Source organism: Thermoanaerobaculia bacterium, from assembly GCA_018057705.1.
GTDB lineage: Bacteria > Acidobacteriota > Thermoanaerobaculia > Multivoradales > JAGPDF01 > JAGPDF01.
Map to the genome: position 1 here is coordinate 113,577 of JAGPDF010000003.1, position 19,012 is coordinate 132,588.

General features: G+C 69.6%; 14 protein-coding genes. 11 read left to right on the top strand and 3 right to left on the bottom strand.

Annotation, left to right across the window (positions count from 1 at the left end; all coding sequences use genetic code 11):
* The first annotated feature begins 4 nt into the window (after window positions 1–4).
* The 4 genes from KBI44_01825 (at window position 5) to KBI44_01840 (ending at window position 4,069) form a co-directional block, all read left to right on the top strand.
* The gene (locus KBI44_01825; protein MBP9143198.1) at window positions 5–1,102 is read left to right on the top strand and encodes a phosphotransferase family protein; all 1,098 of its coding nucleotides are present in this window, start codon (window positions 5–7) and stop codon (window positions 1,100–1,102) included.
* Window positions 1,099–1,716, top strand: a complete 618-nt coding sequence (locus KBI44_01830) for a DUF2878 domain-containing protein (GenBank protein MBP9143199.1) — start codon at window positions 1,099–1,101, stop codon at window positions 1,714–1,716. Before KBI44_01825 ends, KBI44_01830 begins: the two co-directional genes overlap by 4 nt.
* A 21-nt stretch (window positions 1,717–1,737) precedes the next feature.
* Complete coding sequence (locus KBI44_01835) at window positions 1,738–3,600, top strand: hypothetical protein (GenBank protein ID MBP9143200.1); 1,863 nt, start codon at window positions 1,738–1,740, stop codon at window positions 3,598–3,600.
* A 64-nt stretch (window positions 3,601–3,664) separates the two neighbouring features.
* Entirely contained in the window at window positions 3,665–4,069 is a 405-nt protein-coding gene (locus KBI44_01840) for a hemerythrin family protein (GenBank protein MBP9143201.1), read from the top strand.
* 3 nt (window positions 4,070–4,072) lie between these two features.
* On the opposite strand, the gene KBI44_01845 is transcribed toward KBI44_01840, so the two are convergent.
* Window positions 4,073–5,833 (bottom strand): c-type cytochrome, encoded by a 1,761-nt coding sequence (locus KBI44_01845; GenBank protein MBP9143202.1) that lies wholly within the window; start codon window positions 5,831–5,833, stop codon window positions 4,073–4,075.
* A 163-nt stretch (window positions 5,834–5,996) separates the two neighbouring features.
* Here KBI44_01845 and KBI44_01850 point away from each other — a divergent pair, with 163 nt between their 5' ends.
* Window positions 5,997–8,012: an alkaline phosphatase family protein gene (locus tag KBI44_01850; protein MBP9143203.1), complete on the top strand. Its 2,016-nt coding sequence runs from the start codon at window positions 5,997–5,999 to the stop codon at window positions 8,010–8,012.
* 76 nt (window positions 8,013–8,088) lie between these two features.
* Window positions 8,089–8,697 (top strand): peptidase M35, encoded by a 609-nt coding sequence (locus tag KBI44_01855; protein MBP9143204.1) that lies wholly within the window; start codon window positions 8,089–8,091, stop codon window positions 8,695–8,697.
* A 97-nt stretch (window positions 8,698–8,794) separates the two neighbouring features.
* On the opposite strand, the gene KBI44_01860 is transcribed toward KBI44_01855, so the two are convergent.
* Window positions 8,795–10,513, bottom strand: coding sequence for an erythromycin esterase family protein (locus KBI44_01860; GenBank protein MBP9143205.1), 1,719 nt, complete (start codon window positions 10,511–10,513; stop codon window positions 8,795–8,797).
* 77 nt (window positions 10,514–10,590) lie between these two features.
* On the opposite strand from KBI44_01860, the gene mmsA reads away from it, so the two are divergent.
* Complete coding sequence (gene mmsA / locus KBI44_01865; protein ID MBP9143206.1) at window positions 10,591–12,132, top strand: CoA-acylating methylmalonate-semialdehyde dehydrogenase; 1,542 nt, start codon at window positions 10,591–10,593, stop codon at window positions 12,130–12,132.
* Window positions 12,133–12,165: 33 nt separating this feature from the next.
* Window positions 12,166–13,485, top strand: coding sequence for an aminotransferase class III-fold pyridoxal phosphate-dependent enzyme (locus KBI44_01870; GenBank protein ID MBP9143207.1), 1,320 nt, complete (start codon window positions 12,166–12,168; stop codon window positions 13,483–13,485).
* A gap of 34 nt (window positions 13,486–13,519) precedes the next feature.
* On the opposite strand, the gene KBI44_01875 is transcribed toward KBI44_01870, so the two are convergent.
* Entirely contained in the window at window positions 13,520–14,995 is a 1,476-nt protein-coding gene (locus KBI44_01875) for an aldehyde dehydrogenase family protein (GenBank protein MBP9143208.1), read from the bottom strand.
* A 109-nt stretch (window positions 14,996–15,104) separates the two neighbouring features.
* On the opposite strand from KBI44_01875, the gene KBI44_01880 reads away from it, so the two are divergent.
* The 3 genes from KBI44_01880 to KBI44_01890 are packed head-to-tail and all read left to right on the top strand — an operon-like array spanning window position 15,105 to window position 19,011.
* Window positions 15,105–16,670, top strand: a complete 1,566-nt coding sequence (locus KBI44_01880; protein MBP9143209.1) for a hypothetical protein — start codon at window positions 15,105–15,107, stop codon at window positions 16,668–16,670.
* Window positions 16,671–16,717: 47 nt separating this feature from the next.
* Window positions 16,718–17,746 carry a glycosyltransferase family 2 protein gene (locus KBI44_01885; protein MBP9143210.1) on the top strand — a complete coding sequence of 343 codons (1,029 nt, stop codon included), beginning with the start codon at window positions 16,718–16,720 and terminating at the stop codon, window positions 17,744–17,746.
* Entirely contained in the window at window positions 17,743–19,011 is a 1,269-nt protein-coding gene (locus KBI44_01890) for a glycosyltransferase family 4 protein (GenBank protein MBP9143211.1), read from the top strand. Before KBI44_01885 ends, KBI44_01890 begins: the two co-directional genes overlap by 4 nt.
* Window position 19,012: the final 1 nt, after the last annotated feature.

Consider the following 19,012-nt stretch of genomic DNA (forward strand, 5'->3'; position numbering starts at 1 on the left):
GCGCATGGCAGCGCGCCCGGCGGCGAGCGGAGGCGATGGGGGCCGGCGCGACGGCGACCTCGACGAAGCGGCGATCGCGCGCCTCGCGGCGTGGCTGAAGGAGCGGATTCCGGCGCTCGGCGCGAGCACCCTCCCCGAGGTGACGCGCTATGCCGGGGGCGCTTCGAACTGGACCTACCTCCTGCGCTATCCGGAGCTCGACCTCGTGCTCCGGCGGCCGCCATCCGGGACCAAGGCGAAATCCGCCCACGACATGGCGCGCGAATCGCGGATCCTGGAACGCCTCGCGCCGCACTACCCGCTCGTCCCCGAGGCCCTCGCCTACTGCGCCGATCCGGAGGTGCTGGGCTCGGATTTCTACGTCATGCGGCGGATCGACGGGATCATCCTGCGCAGGAATCCGCCACCCGGCCTGGATCTCGCGCCCGAGGAGGCCCGAAAGCTCTGCCTCCACTTTGTCGACGCCCTGGTCGCGCTGCACCGCATCGACCCGAAAGCGGCCGGCCTCGAGGAGCTCGGCAGGGGCAGCGGCTATGCCCGGCGCCAGGTCGCCGGCTGGACCGAGCGCTACCGCAAAGCGCACACCGGCAACGTCCCGCGCGCCCGAAAGGTCATCGACTGGCTGCAGGCAAACGCCCCGACGGATGCGGGAAGTTGCGTCATCCACAACGATTTCCGCCTCGACAACGTCGTTCTCGACCCCCAAGACCCTACCCACATCGTCGGCGTCCTCGACTGGGAGATGGCGACGGTCGGCGACCCGCTGATGGATCTCGCCGGCGCCCTCGCCTACTGGGTCGAGGCCGGCGACGACCCGCTGTTCCGCGCCCTGCGCCGTCAGCCGACCCACCTGGCCGGGATGCTCACCCGACGGGAGATCGTCGAGGCCTACTGCCGCGGGATGGGGATCCCCGCGATCCCTGCGGCGGACTGGATCTTCTACGAGGTCTTCGGCCTCTTCCGTCTCGCCGCGATCGCCCAGCAGATCTACCTGCGCTACCACCGGAGAGAGACCCGCAACCCGGACTTCCGCCATTTCTGGCTCTACGTGCACTACCTCGTCTGGCGCTGCCAGCGGATCCTCCGGCGGAGCGGCGCGTGAACGCCGCCGCGGCGTGGCAGAGGCAGATGGAGACGGCGAGAACAGAGGAAAAAGCCTCGGTAAAGGAAAAGATCCTCAACCTGGCGTTGTATGAAGCCGGCTGGTTCGCTTGCGTTCTTGGCGCCGCCTGGGGCCAGGGTGGCACGGGCGCCGCCCTGGCGGGGACCCTGCTCCTGATTCACCTTGCCATCGCCAGAGACAGGTCCAGCGAAGTGAAGATCGCCGCGCTTTGCGGCGCCGTCGGCTTCGTTCTGGACAGCACACAATCGTTGACGGGACGTCTTTCCTTTACCGGTCCTTTGCTTCTCCCTGCCGGGGCCGGGGCGATCGCACCGGTCTGGGTGCTGATGCTCTGGCTGCAGTTGGGGACGACGCTGCGCTTCTCGCTCGGTTGGCTGTCGCAGCGCTACATTCTGGCCGCAATGCTCGGTGCAGCCGGGGGCCCACTCGCTTTTCTGGCCGGGGAGCGTTTGGGCGCGGCCACCTGGGGCGAGCCGCGCTGGCTGACGGCGCTGTCGCTCGCTGTCGTCTGGGGAATGGCGACGCCGCTCATCGTCTTCGCTGCCGACCGGATCGGTGCCGGGCGGCCGGCAGGCTACAGCCGGCTGCGTTAGCTGTCGCGCTATCTTCGGGGCATGACCGGATCCGCGCCCTCCCCAGGAACCGTCTACCGGGAACGCGCGGTCGCCGCCGCGGCTGCGGAGAGCGCGACCACCGCGCTGTCGTCGCGCATCTCCTGGGCGCGCTTCGGCGCCTTCCTCCTGATGGTCGTCGGCGGCGGTTTCGGCGTCGCTGGATTGGGCTCCGGCCGCCTCACCCCCTGGATCGTCTGCGGCACCGGCCTGGTGGCCCTCGCCGGCCTGATCTCCTGGCACGAGCGCGTGATCCGGCGCGAGCGTGCCCTGGCCGCCCGGCGGATCGTCAACGAGCAGGCGGTTGCCCGGCTCGAGCGCCGGTTCGACGATCTCGCCGAGCGCTCCTTTCCCGACTCCGCGGCAGGCCTGCCCACCGCCAGGGACCTGAACCTCTTCGGACCGGGCTCGGTCGCCCAATGGCTCGGCGCGGTCGCAACGCCCTCGGGGCGAGAAACGCTGGCGGCCTGGCTGACGGAAGGCAAGAGCCCGGCAGTGGATGTCGTGGCGCGCCAGGACGCCGTGAGCGAGCTCGCGCCGGAGATCGAATTTCGGCAGGATCTCGAGGTGGCGGCGATGCCCCTCGCCGCAACATCGACTGCGACGACGCGCTTCATCGAATGGGCGGAGGGCACCCCCTACGCCGAACGCCACCCGCACCTGCGCCTCGCGGGCAGGGTTTCCGCGCTCGCCAGCCTCGCGGCGTTCCTGCTGGCCATGACCGGGGTCGTGCCGATCCATCTCTGGCTCTTCTTCCTGGTCGCGAACTACGCCTGGACCTGGTCGGTTCGACGCTCACTCGCGGCGGAGATGGAGCGCATGTCGGCGCGCGAAGGGGCGTTTTCGGGTTACGCCAACCTGCTCCAGCGGATGGCGGCGCGCGACTTCGCCGCACCGGGCCTCGTCGCCATCCGGGCGCGTCTCGAAGCCTCGGGTCTGGATGCGGCGGCGGAGCTCGGCAGGCTCCACCGTCTCTCCGAGCTCTCCGATGTGCGCCATTCGAGCGTCCACACCCTCCTCCAGGCGGCGATGGCCTGGGACCTCCTGCTGCTCGAGCGGGTGGGGGCCTGGCAGCGCCGCGCCGGCCGGTTCGTCGGCGAGTGGCTCGCGGCGGCCGGCGAGCTCGAGGTGCTGGCGGCGTTCGGGGGCGTCCGCTTCGATCATCCGGACTGGGTCTTCGCCGAGATCGATCCGGCCGCGGACCGTCTGACGGCCCGGGGACTCGGGCACCCGCTTCTTTCCGACGCCGCGCGCGTCGGCAACGACGTTGAGGTCGGACCGCGCGGGCGGCTTCTCCTGGTCACCGGCTCGAACATGTCGGGCAAGAGCACGCTCCTGCGAGCGATCGGGGTGAACGCGTCGCTCGCGCAGGCAGGGGCGCCGGTCTGCGCCCGGGCGCTGCGCATGCCGCCACTGGTCGTCGAGACCAGCGGACGGATCGACGATTCGCTCCTCGAAGGGGTATCGTACTTTCTCGCCGAGCTCCAGCGCCTGCAGGCGATCGTGGCGCGAGCCGCGGCAGCGCAGCGCGCCGGATCGCCCCCCGTCCTCTTCCTGCTCGACGAGATCCTGCGCGGCACAAACAGCGAAGAGCGCCGCGTCGCCGTGGCGAAGATCGTCGAGCGTCTCCTCGGCTCGGGGGCGATCGGCGCCGTGTCGACCCACGATCTCGAGATCGCGCGCGTCCCGGCGATCGCCGACCGGCTCGCGAACGTCCACTTTCGCGAAACCCTGGAAGAGGGGCCGGAGGGTCCCACCATGAGCTTCGACTACCGTCTCCGCGAAGGTCTCGCGACGACGACGAACGCGCTCGTGCTGCTGCGCCTGGTCGGGCTCGACGCCCCACCCGACAGGCCGGGGAACTAACCCGGACGGCCGCGTAGAATCCTCCCTGGGCGTGCGCAGCGCCCACAACAGACAGGAGCGAGCGATGCCTTCCTCCAAGCTGGACGATCACGCGGCTGCCGGGCTCGAGGGAATGGACCACGAGCACGCCGTCGAGATGCAGATGGTGCGGGCGCTGGAGGCGGCTCTCGCCGCGGGCGATCGGGCCAAGGTGCTCGTGCTGATGGACCAGCTGGAGATCTTCGCCAACGCCCACTTCCTCGCCGAGCAGCATCTGATGCGGCTGCACGCCTACCCGGGATTCGAGTCCCACGAGGTCGAGCACGACCGCCTGATCGCCGAGCTGCGCGAGCTCTCGACCCGGATCCTCGGTCATCCGGACGAAGGAGCGGCTGCGAGCGTCGAAGCTCTCGAGCAGTGGCTGCTGACCCACATCCACACCGAGGACGAAGCGCTGGCCGAGTTCCTGCGCGGCAAGGGCAGCGTCTAGCGGCTAGAGCGCAGTCGCCGTCCAGGCGACCGTCGTGCCGGACTCGAGACCGTCGGCGAAGATCGCCGTCCCGGGAGCGCGGCGTCCCGGGAAGATCGTGAGACGCAGCAGCGGACTGACCGCGAAGCCACCCGCGGCCGCCGGATCGGTGACGTACCAGCGTCCGAACCAACTCGTGCCGTAGAGCGCAAGGTCCGACGGAATCGGCAGACTCACCGAGCCCCAGCCGCCGGTGGCCCCGGCGCCGGAGAGCGTCACCTCTTCCCGGGCGAAGGCCGCGCCCGGAGGCGGCGTGAGGCCCGGATCGCTGTCGTCGATCGCCAGCACCGCGGTCGCGCCGCCGAGCGCGGCCCAGACGCCGACCGTGCAGCCGGGACTGCCGGCGAAGGCCGGCTCGAGCGCGACGACCCGCGGCTCGACGCCTCCGCCGCCGGGGATGCCGACGCCCTCGACGAAAGGAATCCGGTCGCCCTCGGAGTAGAGCCGCGGCCGGTCGAAGGGCGCGCTTTCGGAGGCGGCCCGTGGATCGGTGAGCGGACGGGTCATGAAGGCGAGCAGCGCCGCCTTCTCCTGAGGCAACAGGTTGAGCGGGACGATGAGCGGGTTCTTGTTCGGAGCGTCGAAGTCGCCGCCGCGATCGTAGAAGTCGACCACGTCGGAGAGCGTCGCGATCTCGCCGTTGTGCATGTAGGGAGCCCGCAAGGCGACGTTGCGCAGCGTTGGCGTCCGCATCGCTCCGCGGTCGCCGATGTTGCCGGTCTCGGCGAAGCGTCCGAGATCCTCCTGCACCGGGCGGACGCCGGTGTAGAAGAAGGCGTCGTTCGACAGCAAGGCGCCGCCGTGACAGACGGCGCAGTTGCGGTTGGCGAAGACCGCCCGGCCCTGCTGCTCGAGAGGCGTCAGCGCAGGGCCACCCGAGAGTGCCACGTCGAGAGGCGTCTCGTTCGACACCAGCGTGCGCTCGTAGCTCGCGATGGCCATGGCGATTCGCGTCGGAGAGATCTCCGGCGTGCCGAACGCCGAGGCGAAGAGCTCCGGGTAGGATCGCCCGCCGATTCCGTCCTCGAGCGCCGGCGGCAGCGACTCGGCGAGAGCGAGCGGCGCCGCGGACTGAAGGCGCGAGACCACTTCGCTCCACTCGCGGGCGCCGTGCGCCATCTCGGTGGAATTGAGAATCGGGACCAGAGCCTGGGACTCGAGTGCCGCGCCAGAGGCGAGCACGACCTCGAGGGTCTCCGGGTCGACCAGAGCGCCGCCGGCGCGGCCATCCCAGAACAGGCTCGGCGCATAGCCGGCTTCGCTCGCCGGGCGCCCTCGCCGTCCAGTCGCCTGCTCGAGGATGCCGAAATCGGGATGGTCGACGTAGGTGCCATCGGCGAGGCTCTGCGGGACTCCAGGCGAACCGAGGACGTCGTCCGGAGTCTCGAACAGGCCGTCCGCGCCGGGGTGGAGCGCCAGCGGACTCGAGGCGGTGCGCGGATCCGAGGCGCCCGCCGCCGGGATGTGGCAGGTGCCGCAAGCGACCGTCCGGGTCGACGAGAGCTGCTCCTCCCAGAAGAGCGCCTTGCCGAGGAGGATCTTTTCGGGGGTCAACGGGTTTCCCGCCGGCGCCGGCGGCGGCTGCAACGGTCCCGGCGGAGGCGGGGGGGGCGGCGGTCCCTGCGCGGCGACCGCGCCGCTCAGCGCACCCGCGACCACGAGGAGCGCGAGGACCCTCTGCAACGGCGCAGTCGAAAGGAATGTGCGTGGCAGTCGCAGGTTCATTGGGCTTCCTCCCAGACTCAGCAAAAAAGACCAGTGAATGACGGTTGACCGTTGACGTACTGCAGCTATCAACACGCGGTCTTGCGATTTCCTGCGGCAGCGTGTTCCGCCGTCCGCGACTCGCTAAAATGATCCCCGCCGCCCGATGCGCCCTCGAGCCTCCATGAACTTGCTCCTCGCCGCCGGGCTCGTCCTCGAGGCCTGTGGCGACACTCCGCAGCGGCGGGCAACTCCTCGACCCGGCGCCGCGGAGTTCTCCCATGCGCCACGGAAAGTCGGCGAGCTTGCCGGGCGGGCGCAGGCAGAACCTCCGATCCTCTTCATCGGTCTCGACGGCGCCGACTGGCAGCAGCTCGAGCCGCTCCTGGCAAAGGGGGCGATGCCCCATCTTGCCCAGCTCCGTGCCGCGTCGGCCTGGGGCGAGCTCGCGTCGGAAACGCCGGCGCTGTCGCCTCTGCTGTGGACGTCGATGCTCACCGGCGTCTCGCCGGTCGAGCACGGCATCCTCGATTTCAGCCGGTTCGCCCCCGGCTCCGGGCTGCGCGAACCGATCGGCAGTGAAGACCGGCGCGCCCCGGCGATCTGGAACGCTCTCACCTGGGCCGGCAAGCGGGTCGGTCTGCTGGGACTCTGGGCGACTCATCCGGCGGAGCCGGTGGACGGCATTGTGGTCTCGGACCGGCTCTTCGGATTCCTGAACGTCGAAAGCGAGCCGCCCGGAGGCGCCATCTACCCGGAGACGCAGGCGGGCTGGGCAAGAGCCCGGCTCGCGACCGTCGAAGCCGAGACGGGATTCGCGGCCTTGCGCGCCTATCTGCCCTGGCTGACCGAGGAGGAGTATCGCGCGCGCTCCGGCGCGGCCCGTGCCTACGACCATCCGGTCTCGGCGCTGCGACGGATTCTGGTCGAGACGCGACTCTACGGCGGCATGGCCGAGTCGCTGCTCGCCGGCGCCCCCGCTCTCGACCTCACTCTGGTTTACCTTCAGGGGACCGATTCGATCGGCCACGTCTTCGCGCCGTTCGCGCCGCCGCGCCAGCCGGAGGTGTCGGAGGTCGATTTCGCGCGCTATCGCGACGTGCCCGAGCGCTACTTCCGGGAAGTCGACGCCCTCCTCGGGCGCCTGCTCGCCCTCGCCGACAAGACCGGCTCGAACGTCGTCGTCGCGTCGGACCACGGATTCCTCTGGACCGAGGGACGGCCCGATCGCTGGGCGAGCTCGGACACCCGGACGGCGGCCCGCTGGCACCGCAGCCAGGGGATCTGGATGGTCCGCGCCCCGGGCGTCGCGCCCGGGCGCGCCGTCGACGGCAGATTGCGGCAGGTCTTCCCCACGCTCCTCGCGCTTGCCGGTCTGCCGGCCGCGGCGCTGGCCGAGTCGCAGGCGCTCGGCGCCATCCCGCCGCCGTCAGCTCCCGCCTTCGACTATGCCCGCGTTTACGGCGAGCTCGCCGCGCGCGTGGAGCGGTCGAGACCGGACGACGCCCGCGACTTCGCGGAGGCCTCCGAAGCGATCGCGAAACTCCAGGCGCTGGGTTACATCGGCAGCGGCGAAGCCGTCCGGGCGAGCGCCTCCGCCCTCGCCGCAGGCGGACCCGACGCCACGCGCACCGCGAGCTCCTGGAACAACGAGGGGATCGTGCTGCGCGGCGAGCGCGGCTCCCGGAGCGAGGCCCGAGCGCGCGCAGCCTTCGAAAGGGCGATCGAGCTCGAGCCCAATCTCGCCTCGGCGCTCTGGAACCTCTCCGAGCTCCTTCTCGCGGCCGGCGAGACCGGGCGATCGGACGAGCTGCTGGCGCGCGCCATCGCCAACGGTCTGCCCGACGGCGCCCGGCTCGTGATCGCCCGGGCGATCGTCCGCGAGCGCGCCGGCGCGATCGACCAGGGATTGGCGCTCCTCGACCGGGCGATCGCCGTCGCCCCCGAAGAGGCCCAACTCTGGCTCTTCCGCGGCCGCTACCGCGTCCAGACCGGCGACTGCGCGGATGCGGTCCAGGACCTCGCGCGCGCCGCGGAGCTCGCCCCGGACGAGTCCGACGTCTTCGCCACCGCCGCCCTCGCCCATCTCTGCGCCGGCGATCGATCAGGAGCGATCACCGCCCTGCGCCGCGCCCTCGACCTCGCCCCGGACGAACCCCGCCTGCGATCGCTGCTCTCCGAATTGCAGTCCGCCGACTGACCCCGCAACCCGGCAGCCTTCGAAGCAGGCTCGGTTTGACTTCGCAGGCCGAATGGAGGTCGCGACCGAGACCGAGATGGCGGCCGCAACCGCGGTGGCCATCTGGCGCGACGCGCCGGTGAGCGCTCCGGTCGACTGGGAGGCGATCCACGCCATCAACGCTCCCCAGGGTCTCTCCTACACCAACTGTTCCTCGGGCCAGCAGAGCACGGTCACGACCGCAGTCGGCAACGCCACGACCTATGCCACCGGCTCCAAGAACTACCTTCTCGGCAAGACCTACTCGACCGTCGGCCCGCGTTACACCACCTGGTTCGGCGCCAAGAACAGCTCGCGATTCAACACCGCCAAGAGCCACTACACCTCGATCGAGAACGCCTTCCTGACCAAGCCGGTGGTCGTCGACTGCGGCTGCACCGACGACTACTACGCCTACGTCTATCCCACCCAGCCCTACAAGATCTACGTCTGCAACGCCTTCTGGTCGGCCCCGGCCACCGGCACGGACTCGAAGGCCGGCACGCTGGTGCACGAGATGTCGCACTTCAACGCCGTCGCCGGCACCGACGACTGGGCCTATGGCCAGACCGCCTGCAAGAGCCTGGCGACCCGTTCACCCAAGAAGGCGATCGACAATGCCGACAGCCACGAGTATTTCTCCGAGAACACGCCATCCCTGAACTGATGAACTGACGCGCCTGCCTTCCGACCCGAACCGCCGGCCCGGAGCTCCCGGACCGGCGGTTTTTCATTGCATGCGCAAGAGTCGGCTCCCGCCAGAGTCAGGGAAGCGGTCGAAGCGGAGTCACCTGACGCAGGAGCACAGCGACGTCCATCCGATCACCGACGGCCTGCACGGCCGAGCCCAGGGATTGCCCGCCGTCAAGGCCCTTCGCCGCTCCGGCGACATCGAACAGAAGGTCCGTTTCGAGCTGCGTCGCCAATTGCGAGGCGAGAGGCAGGCGGTCGCGATCTTCGATCGCGTAGAGCTCGAGTGGCGTGCCTGGCCCGGAAGTGCGCGGATCGCCGAAGTACCGGTAGTGCCCAGCGAGCGCGAGAAGTGAGACCGTGCGGTACCGATTACCGAGCTCGATAGCGAGAAAGCCTCCCATGCGCTCGCTGATTCGCTCGGTATGCACGGTATGGGCGAGAACCAGGACTCGCGAGCCCGGATATCCCGAGCGTTGCAGCCAAGCGACGTTCCGGGCCAGGAATCGGTCGCGGTTCGGCTCGGCGAGAACCCTCCATTCGACCGCCTGACGCACCGCCAACGCCAGCTGATGCAGCCACTTCGAAGCCTCGGACGAGACTTCACCGGCATGCCTCTCGAGGCTCTCCCGCAGGAGCTCCTCCGCCTCTCCCAGGGCCGACATCGCACGGTCGACTCCGGGATCGCACTCGACCTGCAACGCCGGTGCGCCGTCGAGACTCGGATCTTGCACCTGAGTTGCCCGGTAGTCCTGCACCTGAAGCGTGGGAAAGAGGAGAGGCGCGACTGCAGCACTGGCGAGCGAAACGGCCGTCGCTTCCGTCGCTCCTGCTGGACGGACCTCGAGACCGTGGAACCAGACGGTGCCATTGCCACGATGGAAGACCGAGATTCGAAGCTGCTTCGCGGTCGTCGCCAACGGATAGTCGATCTCGACCGATGTCCAGCCGTCCTCGATTTCCATGGGCGAGAGCACTTTCGTCGCGCGGTCGGCTTCGACACCATCGGCGTTCGTTCCCTGCACGGTGAGCCCGACCTGCCCGAACGTGACTCCGCGCCCGCGAAGCGACACGGCGACACGAACGGCTTCCGGAGGCTCGCCTGTGGGGCGCGGCCACGAGACGCTCGCCGTCATCCCCGAGACATTGGGAAAGATGCCGAAACCACCAAGTGCGAGGACCTCGCCGTACAGCGGCACGAGCGCCTCCGCAGCTCGCGCGTCGATGGCGCGGAGCCGCTCGACGATGGCCGCAGTCGCGAGGTCGGGCTGCTTCATGTCGAAGCCGGCGATATGGACCGGTCGGGTCGCGGTCTGGTTGTGGGCCCTCATCCAGTGCAGGAGGTCGAGCAACGCTTCGTCGTAGAAGATCGCCGACCACCAACGCGAAGCGAGGATGGCATCGAGGTCCGAGCGCTGCCCCTGGACGTACTGGTCCAGCATCGCTGCATGCGTCTGATCGATCTCGAGCGCATACACGTCGAAGGCCCCACGATCAGCGAGCTCCTCGAACAGGCGATGCCCGAAGCGGTGAAAGTCATGGACTCCATGGAGACTCTCGCCCAGCCCCACGACCCGCGCGTCCCCCAGCCAACGGCGCAACGCATCGAGGTCCCGTACGCCGTCGCCACCGGCGCCGCCGGGTTCCGTGGAGAGGAGTGGCTGAAGGAAGGTCAGGGCTTCCGCCGCGTGTCTTTCTGACGGGGAGTCGACCACGCCGGCCACCGTAGGTGCGCGTGGGATCCGCTCCTGCGAGGCCACGCAGCCAACCGACAACAAGGCCGCCAGACTCAAGGGGAGAATCCGTCGGCGTCCCTGGTTCTGCATCGCCCAAGCATAGCCGGCAGTCCCCTTGATACGCTCTGCCGACCATGACCCTGCCCCGCTTCGCCGCCAGCTCCTACGACTTCACCGAGTACGTCCCGGCGCGCAACTGGATCGGCGGAGCCTGGCGCGAGGCGGCGGGAACGCCGGCCTCGCAGCCGGTGCCGAATCCACGCTGGGGACGGCCGATGTCCACCGTGCAGCTCTCGGGCGCCGCCGATGTCGACGCCGCGGTCGCCGCCGCCCGGGCGGCATTCCCGGCCTGGCGCGACCTGCCGATCCGCGATCGCGCCCAGGTCCTCTACCGGACGCGCGAGCTCCTGATGCGCGATCTCGTCGAGCTCTCCTGGCTGGTATCGCACGAGAACGGCAAGATCTACAGTGAGGCCGAAGCCGAGGTCCTGAAGGCGATCGAGTGCCTCGAGTACGGCTGTTCGCTGCCCAACCTCGCGACGGGCAGTGAGCTCGAGGTCAGCCGCGGCGTCACCTGTGGCCTGACCTACGAGCCGCTCGGCGTCGTCGCCGGGGTGGTGCCGTTCAACTTCCCTCTGATGGTGCCGATGTGGATGCTGCCGCAAGCGCTGGTGGGAGGAAACGCGTTCCTCCTCAAGCCCTCCGAGCGCGTGCCGCTCTCCGCGATGCGCCTGGCCGAGCTCTTCGCCGAAGCGGGTCTGCCGGCGGGCATCTTCTCGCTCGTCCAGGGGGGCCGGGAGACGGTGGAGGCCCTCTGCGACCACCCCGGGATCGAGGCGCTGGGTTTCGTCGGTTCGACCCGGGTGGCGCGCGCGGTCTATGCGCGGGCCTGCGCCGCGGGCAAACGCGCACTCTGCCTCGGCGGAGCGAAGAATCACCTCATTCTCGTCCCCGACGCCGATCCGGATGTCGCGGTCGAGAACATTGTCGCCTCGTTCACCGGCTGCGCCGGCCAGCGTTGCATGGCCGCTTCGGTGCTGCTCGCCGTCGGCGAGCCGGCGGAGATCGATCCGCTCCTCGGACGGATCGCGAAGCGCGCTGCCGCCATCCGTCTCGGCAGCGAGATGGGTCCGGTCGCGACCGCCGCCGCCGCCGAGAGGATCACGAAAGCCATCGCGAACGCGGCAGCGAACGGCGCGCGGGTGGTCGTCGACGGACGCGGCAGGCTACCGGACGGGGCGGAGGGGGCTGTAGGGGCCGAACGAGTGGGTCCGGCCGCCGGCTGGTGGGTGGGACCGACGATTCTCGACGGCGTCGACCCGGCTTCGGAGGCCGGTTGCGAGGAGATTTTCGGGCCGGTGCTCTCCGTCGTTCGGGTCGCCACTCTCGACGAGGCCCTGCGCATCGAAGGCGCCAACCCCTACGGCAACGCCGCCACCGTCTACACCACTTCGGGCGACGTTGCCCGCCGCGTCATGGGGTCGGCTGAGGCCGGCATGTGCGGCGTCAACGTCGGCGTGCCGGTGCCGCGCGAGCCGTTCGGGTTCGGCGGCTGGAACGACTCCTGCTTCGGGCACGGCAACATCACCGGTTGGGACGGCTACCGCTTCTGGACCCGGCAGCGCAAGATCACCACCAAATGGGCGTTGCAGCGCGACGCCAACTGGATGAGCTGACCCCTTCTTCAGCCAGAGGCAAGGAGTAGAACGATGGATGGACGCGAGATCGTCGAACTCTGTCTCAAGCACACGATGTATTCGTGGTCGGCGACGGGAGCGGTGCAGCCGCTGCCGATCGTCTCCGCCTCCGGCATCTACATGTACACCGCCGACGGACAGCGCATCCTCGACTTCAACAGCCAGTTGATGAGCGTCAACATCGGCCACTCGCACCCGAAGGTGGTCGCGGCGATGAAAAAGGCCTGCGAGGGCCTCCTCTTCGCTCATCCGGGCACCGCAACCGAGCCGCGGGCGCGGCTGTCGCGGCGACTCGCCGAGCTCACTCCCGGCGACCTCGACGTGTTCTTCTACACCCTGGGCGGCGCCGAGGCCAACGAGAACGCCATCCGGGCCGCGAAGATGTTCACCGGCCGGCAGAAGATCCTGGCGCGTTACCGCAGCTATCACGGCGGCACCAACGCCACGCTGCAACTGACCGGCGATCCGCGCCGCTGGGCCAACGAACCGGGAATGCCGGGCGTCGTGCGGGTGATGGATCCGTGGCCCTACAAGTACTCGTTCGGCGAAGATCCGGCCACGATCACCCGCAACAATCTGACCTACCTCGAGGAGGTCATCGACTACGAAGGCCCGCACACCATCGCGGCGATGATCGTCGAGAGTGTGACCGGCACGAACGGCATCCTGATCCCGCCCCCGGGCTACATGCAGGGCCTTCGCAACCTCCTCACGCGACATGGCATCCTGCTGATCTGCGACGAGGTGATGGCCGGGCTCGGACGGACGGGAAAGCTGTTCGCCTTCGAGCACGATGGCGTCCAACCCGACATCGTGACCATGGCGAAAGGACTCACCTCCTCGTACGTGCCGCTCGGCGCGATGGCGGTCTCGACGCCGATCGCCGAGTATTTCAAGACGAACGTCTTCTACGGCGGCCTGACCTACAACGCCCACCCTTTCTGCCTCGCGGTCGCCGAGGCTGTGCTCGAGGTGATGCTCGGCGAGGGCATGGTCGAGAATGCCGCCCGTCTCGAGCCGGTCATGCGCGGAGAGATGGAGAATCTCGCGCGCCGGCATCCGTCCGTGCTCGCACATCGGAACATCGGCCTCTTCGGCATCGTCGAGCTGCGCAAGGATGCGCAGGGCACGCCCCTCGCCCCCTACAACGGCAGCCACCCGGCGATGGCGAAGTTCAACCGCGCGCTGCTCGACGCCGGCCTCTACACGGTCTGCCGCTGGAACACCTTCATGACCAACCCGCCGCTCTGCATCACGGAGGCCGAGCTGCGAGAGGGCTTCGCCATCCTCGACCGCCACCTTCACCTGATCGACGAGGTCTTCGAGGGTTGACGCGGCCCGCCTTCGCCCGGGCGCCGGCAGCGGGCTACGGTCCGAGGTACCAGCCCCAGGGCTCGCGCGACTCGTAGGTCGTCATCTGCTTGACCTCGAGGTAGTTCGCCAGGCCCCATTCACCGAGCTCGCGGCCGATGCCGCTCTGCTTCATGCCGCCCCACGGCGCCTGGCTGAAGGTCGGCTGCGAGCAGTTGATCCAGACGATACCGGCGCGGAACTTCCGGGCCACCCGGCGGCAGCGCTCGAGATCGGCGGACATGACCGCCGCTGCGAGGCCGAATGGCGAGTCGTTGGCGAGCCGCACGGCCTCTTCCTCTTCCCTGAAGGTCCGCACGGCGAGCACCGGGCCGAAGATCTCCTCCCGCCACAGCTCCGACTCGACCGGCACGTCGGCGAAGATCGTCGGCTCGAGAAAGTAGCCGCGGTCGAGTCCCGGCGGACGCCCTCCGCCGGTCACGAGCGTGAGCTTCTCGGCGCGCGCCCGGTCGATGAATCCCAGGACCTTCTCGTGCTGGCCGCGCGACACGAGGGGCCCGAGGAGGGTGCCAGCGGCGAGCCCGTCGCCGATCGGTATCCTCTTCGCCGCTTCGCAGAGCCGATCGAGCAGACGCGGCGCGAGGCGTTCTTCGACCAGCAACCGCGAGGTCGCACTGCACACCTGCCCCTGGTTCCAGAAGATGCCGAACATCACCCACTCGACCGCCGCTTCGACGTCGGCGTCGGCGAAGACGATGAACGGCGACTTGCCGCCGAGCTCGAGGGAGACGTTCTTCACCTCCTGCGCGGCGGCCATCATCACTTTCCGGCCGGTCGGCACCGAACCGGTGAAGGCGACCTTGTCGACCAGCGGGTGCAGGGCGAGCGGCTCGCCGGCCTCGCGGCCCGTCCCGGAAACGACATTGAGGACGCCCGGCGGCAGGCCGACCTCTTCGGCGATCGCTCCCAGCTCGAGGGCCGTGAGCGGAGTGAGCTCGGACGGCTTCAGCACTACGGTGGCGCCCGCCGCGAGCGCCGGAGCGACCTTCCAGGCCGCCATGAGGAGCGGGTAGTTCCAGGGGATGATCTGGCCGGCGACGCCCACCGGCTCGAGGCGAACCTGCGAGGTGAAGCGTGCGTCGGGCAGCGGCAAGGGCGTCTCTTGCCGGCCGTCGAGCTCCTCGGCGAGATCGGCGTACATCGAAAAGCAGCCGGCGGCGTCGTCGAGGTCCCAGAGCGCCTCCGGCAGCGGCTTGCCGTTATCCTGAACCTCGAGCCGCGCAAGCTCCTCTCGGCGGAAAGAAATCCGGTCCGCGATGGCGCGCAGAAGGACGGCGCGGTGGGCGCCGCTCGTCGCCCCCCAGCCGGCCTCGAAAGCCCTGCGGGCGGCAACCACGGCGCGATCGACATCCGGCGCCGTCCCCGCCGGCGCGCGATGCAGGAGCTCGCCAGTGGCCGGATTCTCGACATCGAGAGTCCCGCCCGCCGCCGGTTTCTGCCACTTGCCGTCGATGTAGAGCTCGTCGCGCATGCGAACCTCCCGGACTGAAGAAACGGACCCCTGCAGACCCAAGCGAAGAAGCTACCACTCAGCCCCGCGTCGAGCGCCCGGATGTGCTACTTTTTCTGGCCGGCTTCCGATGACTCGACCTACCAGAACAGGCAACCCAGCGGGCGACGCCCTGCTCCGACCGTTCCGCTTCCAGGAGCTCGAGGTCGGGGCAGCCGAATCCACCACGGCAGCGCAGGTGCGCGGCGGCGGAGGCTGCGATGTCTTGTTGGCGCTCGATTTCGACGGCACGTCGTCGCTGACGCTCGATGCGACGCTGGCCGCGGCGAAGCAACGGATCAGGGACGGCGGCGTCCTGCTCCTGGGCCTCTCCAATCGCTTCGGACTTCGCTTCTGGTCGGGCTCCCCCGAGCCCGGTAGCGGGACCCTCTTCACGACGCTCGCCGGCCGCGGAACGCCGCCGAACGCCCGTGCCGTGAGCGCTCCGCTCTTCGCGTCGCGGCGCGAGCTGTCGCAAGCCCTCACCCGCGCCGGCTTCGCGGTTCTCGAGTGGTTCCTCGCCGCGCCCGATCCAGATGCGAGCGGGGAGTCGGGGACGCTGGTCTCGGAGCGCCTGATCGCCGCGGCGCCCGAGCTGGCCGCGGAGTTGGCCGCGCTCCACCCCTCGGCCGACCGCCGTTTCCCCCGCCTCGACCTCTTGCCCGAGGCCCTCGTCGCCCGGGAGCTCGCGCACTGCGGTCTCCTCGCGGAGTTCGCCAATCACTTCCTCGTCGCGGCCTCGCCCGCGCCCCTGTTCGCCGGCTCGGCGACCTGGTCGCGCCTGCGCCCGCCAGCCCAGGAGGTCGCCTGGCACCATGCCCCGGGGCGCCGGGTCCCGATCGCGACCGTCTTCGAGCTCGAGGCGGGCGGCGCCGGCCGGATCCTGGTCAGCAAACTCCGGCTCGACGACAGCGAGTTGCCCGACTCGGAAGAGTTCTCCTGGGTACCCCAGGCGAGGTCACCGCTCGCGCTCGGGGAATCCCTCCGGCTGCGGCTGGAAGAGCACCTCATCGCGGGCCGCAGCGGTGCCTTCCTGGAGGAGCTCGCCAGCTTCATCGATTTCGTCCGGGCACGATTCGGCCGCGCTTCGGACCTCGAAGGGGAAGCGCTCGACGCCCTCGCGAGCAACGCGACGCTCGACGAGCACGGGAGCTTCCACCTCTTCGATCTCGAATGGCGGGCGCGCTCGCGCGTACCGGTCTCGTGGTGGATCCTGCGCAATGTGATCGCCTGTATCGAAATGCGCGGCAAGCCGATCGCGGACCTGCCCCACTGCGGCGCGCTCTACGAGGCGCTCTGCGCGCGGGCCGGCGTCGAGCCCTGCCTCGCGGCCGACCTCGCGCGCGAGGCCGATCTGGGCGCCGCCGTGCGCGCCCGCTCGCCCGGGATGGAGACCCGCGAGCTCGCGACCGCCCTCGCCCGGCCCTGGCCGGTGACGGTCGCCCTCGGGCTCGCAGCCGGTGATCTCGGAGGAGGCGGCGCCGACCTCGCCTCGGAGCATCAGAGGCTCATCGCGGCCTACCGGAAGCTGGAATCCTGGGCGCTGGACTTGCAGGCGGCGGCAGTGAACTTCGAAGAGGCGAGGCGCCGGCTCGAAACCCGAGTGCAGGAACTCGAGATCGCTCTTCAGGAGCGCGATCCGGAATCGAAACCGTGACCTCGCAGGCGGATTCACCTAAGGTGCCCGGATCGGCGCGTCCGCGAGTGCGCGCGATCGTGGTGCACCATCGCAACTCCGAGCTGCTCGATCACTGCCTGCGGGCGGCGCTCGCCAGCACCGGCGTCGACCTCGACATCGTCCTGTTCGAGAACGAATGCCGCGAGGCACTTCCGGCCTGGGTCGCGCACGACCCGCGGATTCACCGACTGGCCTCGCCCGGAACGATCGGATTCGGCGAGGCCAACAATCGCGCCGTGGAATGGAGCCGCAGGAACCTCCCGCCGGTCGATGGCTATTTCTTTCTCAACAACGACGCCGTCGTGCGCCACGACACCCTCGACCGCCTCGCGAGCGTCCTGAGGGAGCAGCCCGGGGCGGCAGCGGCCGGCCCGTTGATCCTGATCTGGGGAGCCGAGGACCACCTGAACAGTCTGGGGCTGAACCTCTCCCGCGCCGGAGAGGCCTGGGACGAGGGCATCGGCCTGCCAGTGGCCCGCCACCTGCCACTGCCCGGACGCGAAGAGGTGCTCGCTGTGACCGGCTCGGCCATACTGATCCGCAGCGACGCCTTCGAGGCTGCCGGCGGTTGGAGCCAGCTCTTCGACTTCTACATGGAGGATCTCGACATCTGCCTGCGTCTGCGGCGGCGCGGACAGTCGATCTGGCTGGCTCCGGACGCCGTCGTGGCGCACGCCGTCTCCGCCACCGCAGGACCGAGCTCCGAGTTCAAGCTCTTCCTGTTCAGTCGCAATCGCTGGATCCTCATGCTTCTGCATTGGCCCTGGCGGCAGCTCTTTCGAACTCTGCCCGGCCACGTTCGGGACGAGCGCCACACCTATCGCGATCGCCTGAAGGCCCGGGATCTGGCTGCGGCGGATCGCCAGAAACGAGCCTGGCTCGGAGCGCTGGCGCTGCTGCCGCGAATTCTCGCGGCGCGCTTTCGCCACGGCGGCGACGAGTCGTGGTGGAACATGCTGAAACCGGCGGGTACGGTGCCGGTCATCACCCTCCCCGAGGTCGTCTCGCGCGGCCGGCCCTGGGATTCTGCAGACCCCGGAGGCATGCCCGAATGAGCCGGATCCTGATTTACGGCGTCGCGCCGCTGCCGTTCGAGAATACCCAGAAGAACTACGGCCCGGGAATCCGGACCTGGCAGTTCGCCCATTCGCTCGCCGCCGCCGGCCATGAGGTCCGGCTGCTCGCCGTCGCACTCGCTGACGCCTACCTGACACCGCCCGTCGAGCTCGAAACGGTGGACGGCGTGCGCATCGAGCGCGTCACCCGCGGCCTGTTCACCGACCACGAGCGCACCTGCTCCCAGATCGCCGAATTCGCTCCCGACTGCGTCGTCGGTGCGACCATCTACGGCTCGTATGCGCTGGCCCTGACGCGGCCTGCCGTGCCCTTCTGGGCCGACGAGTTCGGGCACGTCATGGCGGAGGCCCAGGCCAAGTCGGCCCTCGACGGGCATGGCGACACCATCGCCTACTTCTGGAAGCTGGTCGAGGCGGTGCTCGGTTGGGCCGATCGGATGTCGGTGGTCTCGGAGCGCCAGAAGTGGGCGGCGATCGGCGAGCTGGGCGCCATTGGCCGGCTGAGCTTCCGCACCATCGGACACGACTTCGTCTCGGTACTGCCCTGCGCCCTCCTTCCCGGGAGCGCCCGCGATCCCCTGCCTGCAGCCCACCGCCGCCGCCACGCCGGGGAGCCCTTCCAGGTGCTCTGGAGTGGCAGCTACAACACCTGGAGCGATGTCCGGACGCTCGTCGCCGGGCTCGAGCGCGCCATGGAGCGCGACCCACGGGTCCGGTTCGTCTCCACCGGCGGGGAGATTCCCGGCCACGACGAGTCGACCTATGGCGAGCTGGTCGAGCGCGCCGCGCGCTCCCGCTTCGCCGATCGCTTCGACCTGCGCGGTTGGCTGATCGCCGACGAGCTGCCGGCAGTGGTAGCGGGATCCGATCTCGGAGTCCTGACCGAGAGGCCGATCTACGAGGGCATCCTGGGAAGCAAGAACCGTGTCGTGCAGTGGATGAGCGCGGGCCTCGCCGTGGCCTACAACCAGATCGGCGACCTGGGGGAGCTGCTCGCGAGCCGCCAGCTCGGGCTCACTTTCCCGGTCGGCGACGCCGACGCCCTGGCCGAGCGGATCTGCTGGGCGGCCGATCACCCCCGGGAGATCGCCACCATGGCGGAAGATGCGCAGCGCTATGCGCAGGAACACCTGACCTTCGAGGCCACGACGCGGGAGCTCGTCGCCTGGGCCGCGAAGCCGACCTTCGCGCCGGACGTCGGTTTCAAGCCGGGCAACCGCAAGGCCGATCCCGGCGCCGCCTGAC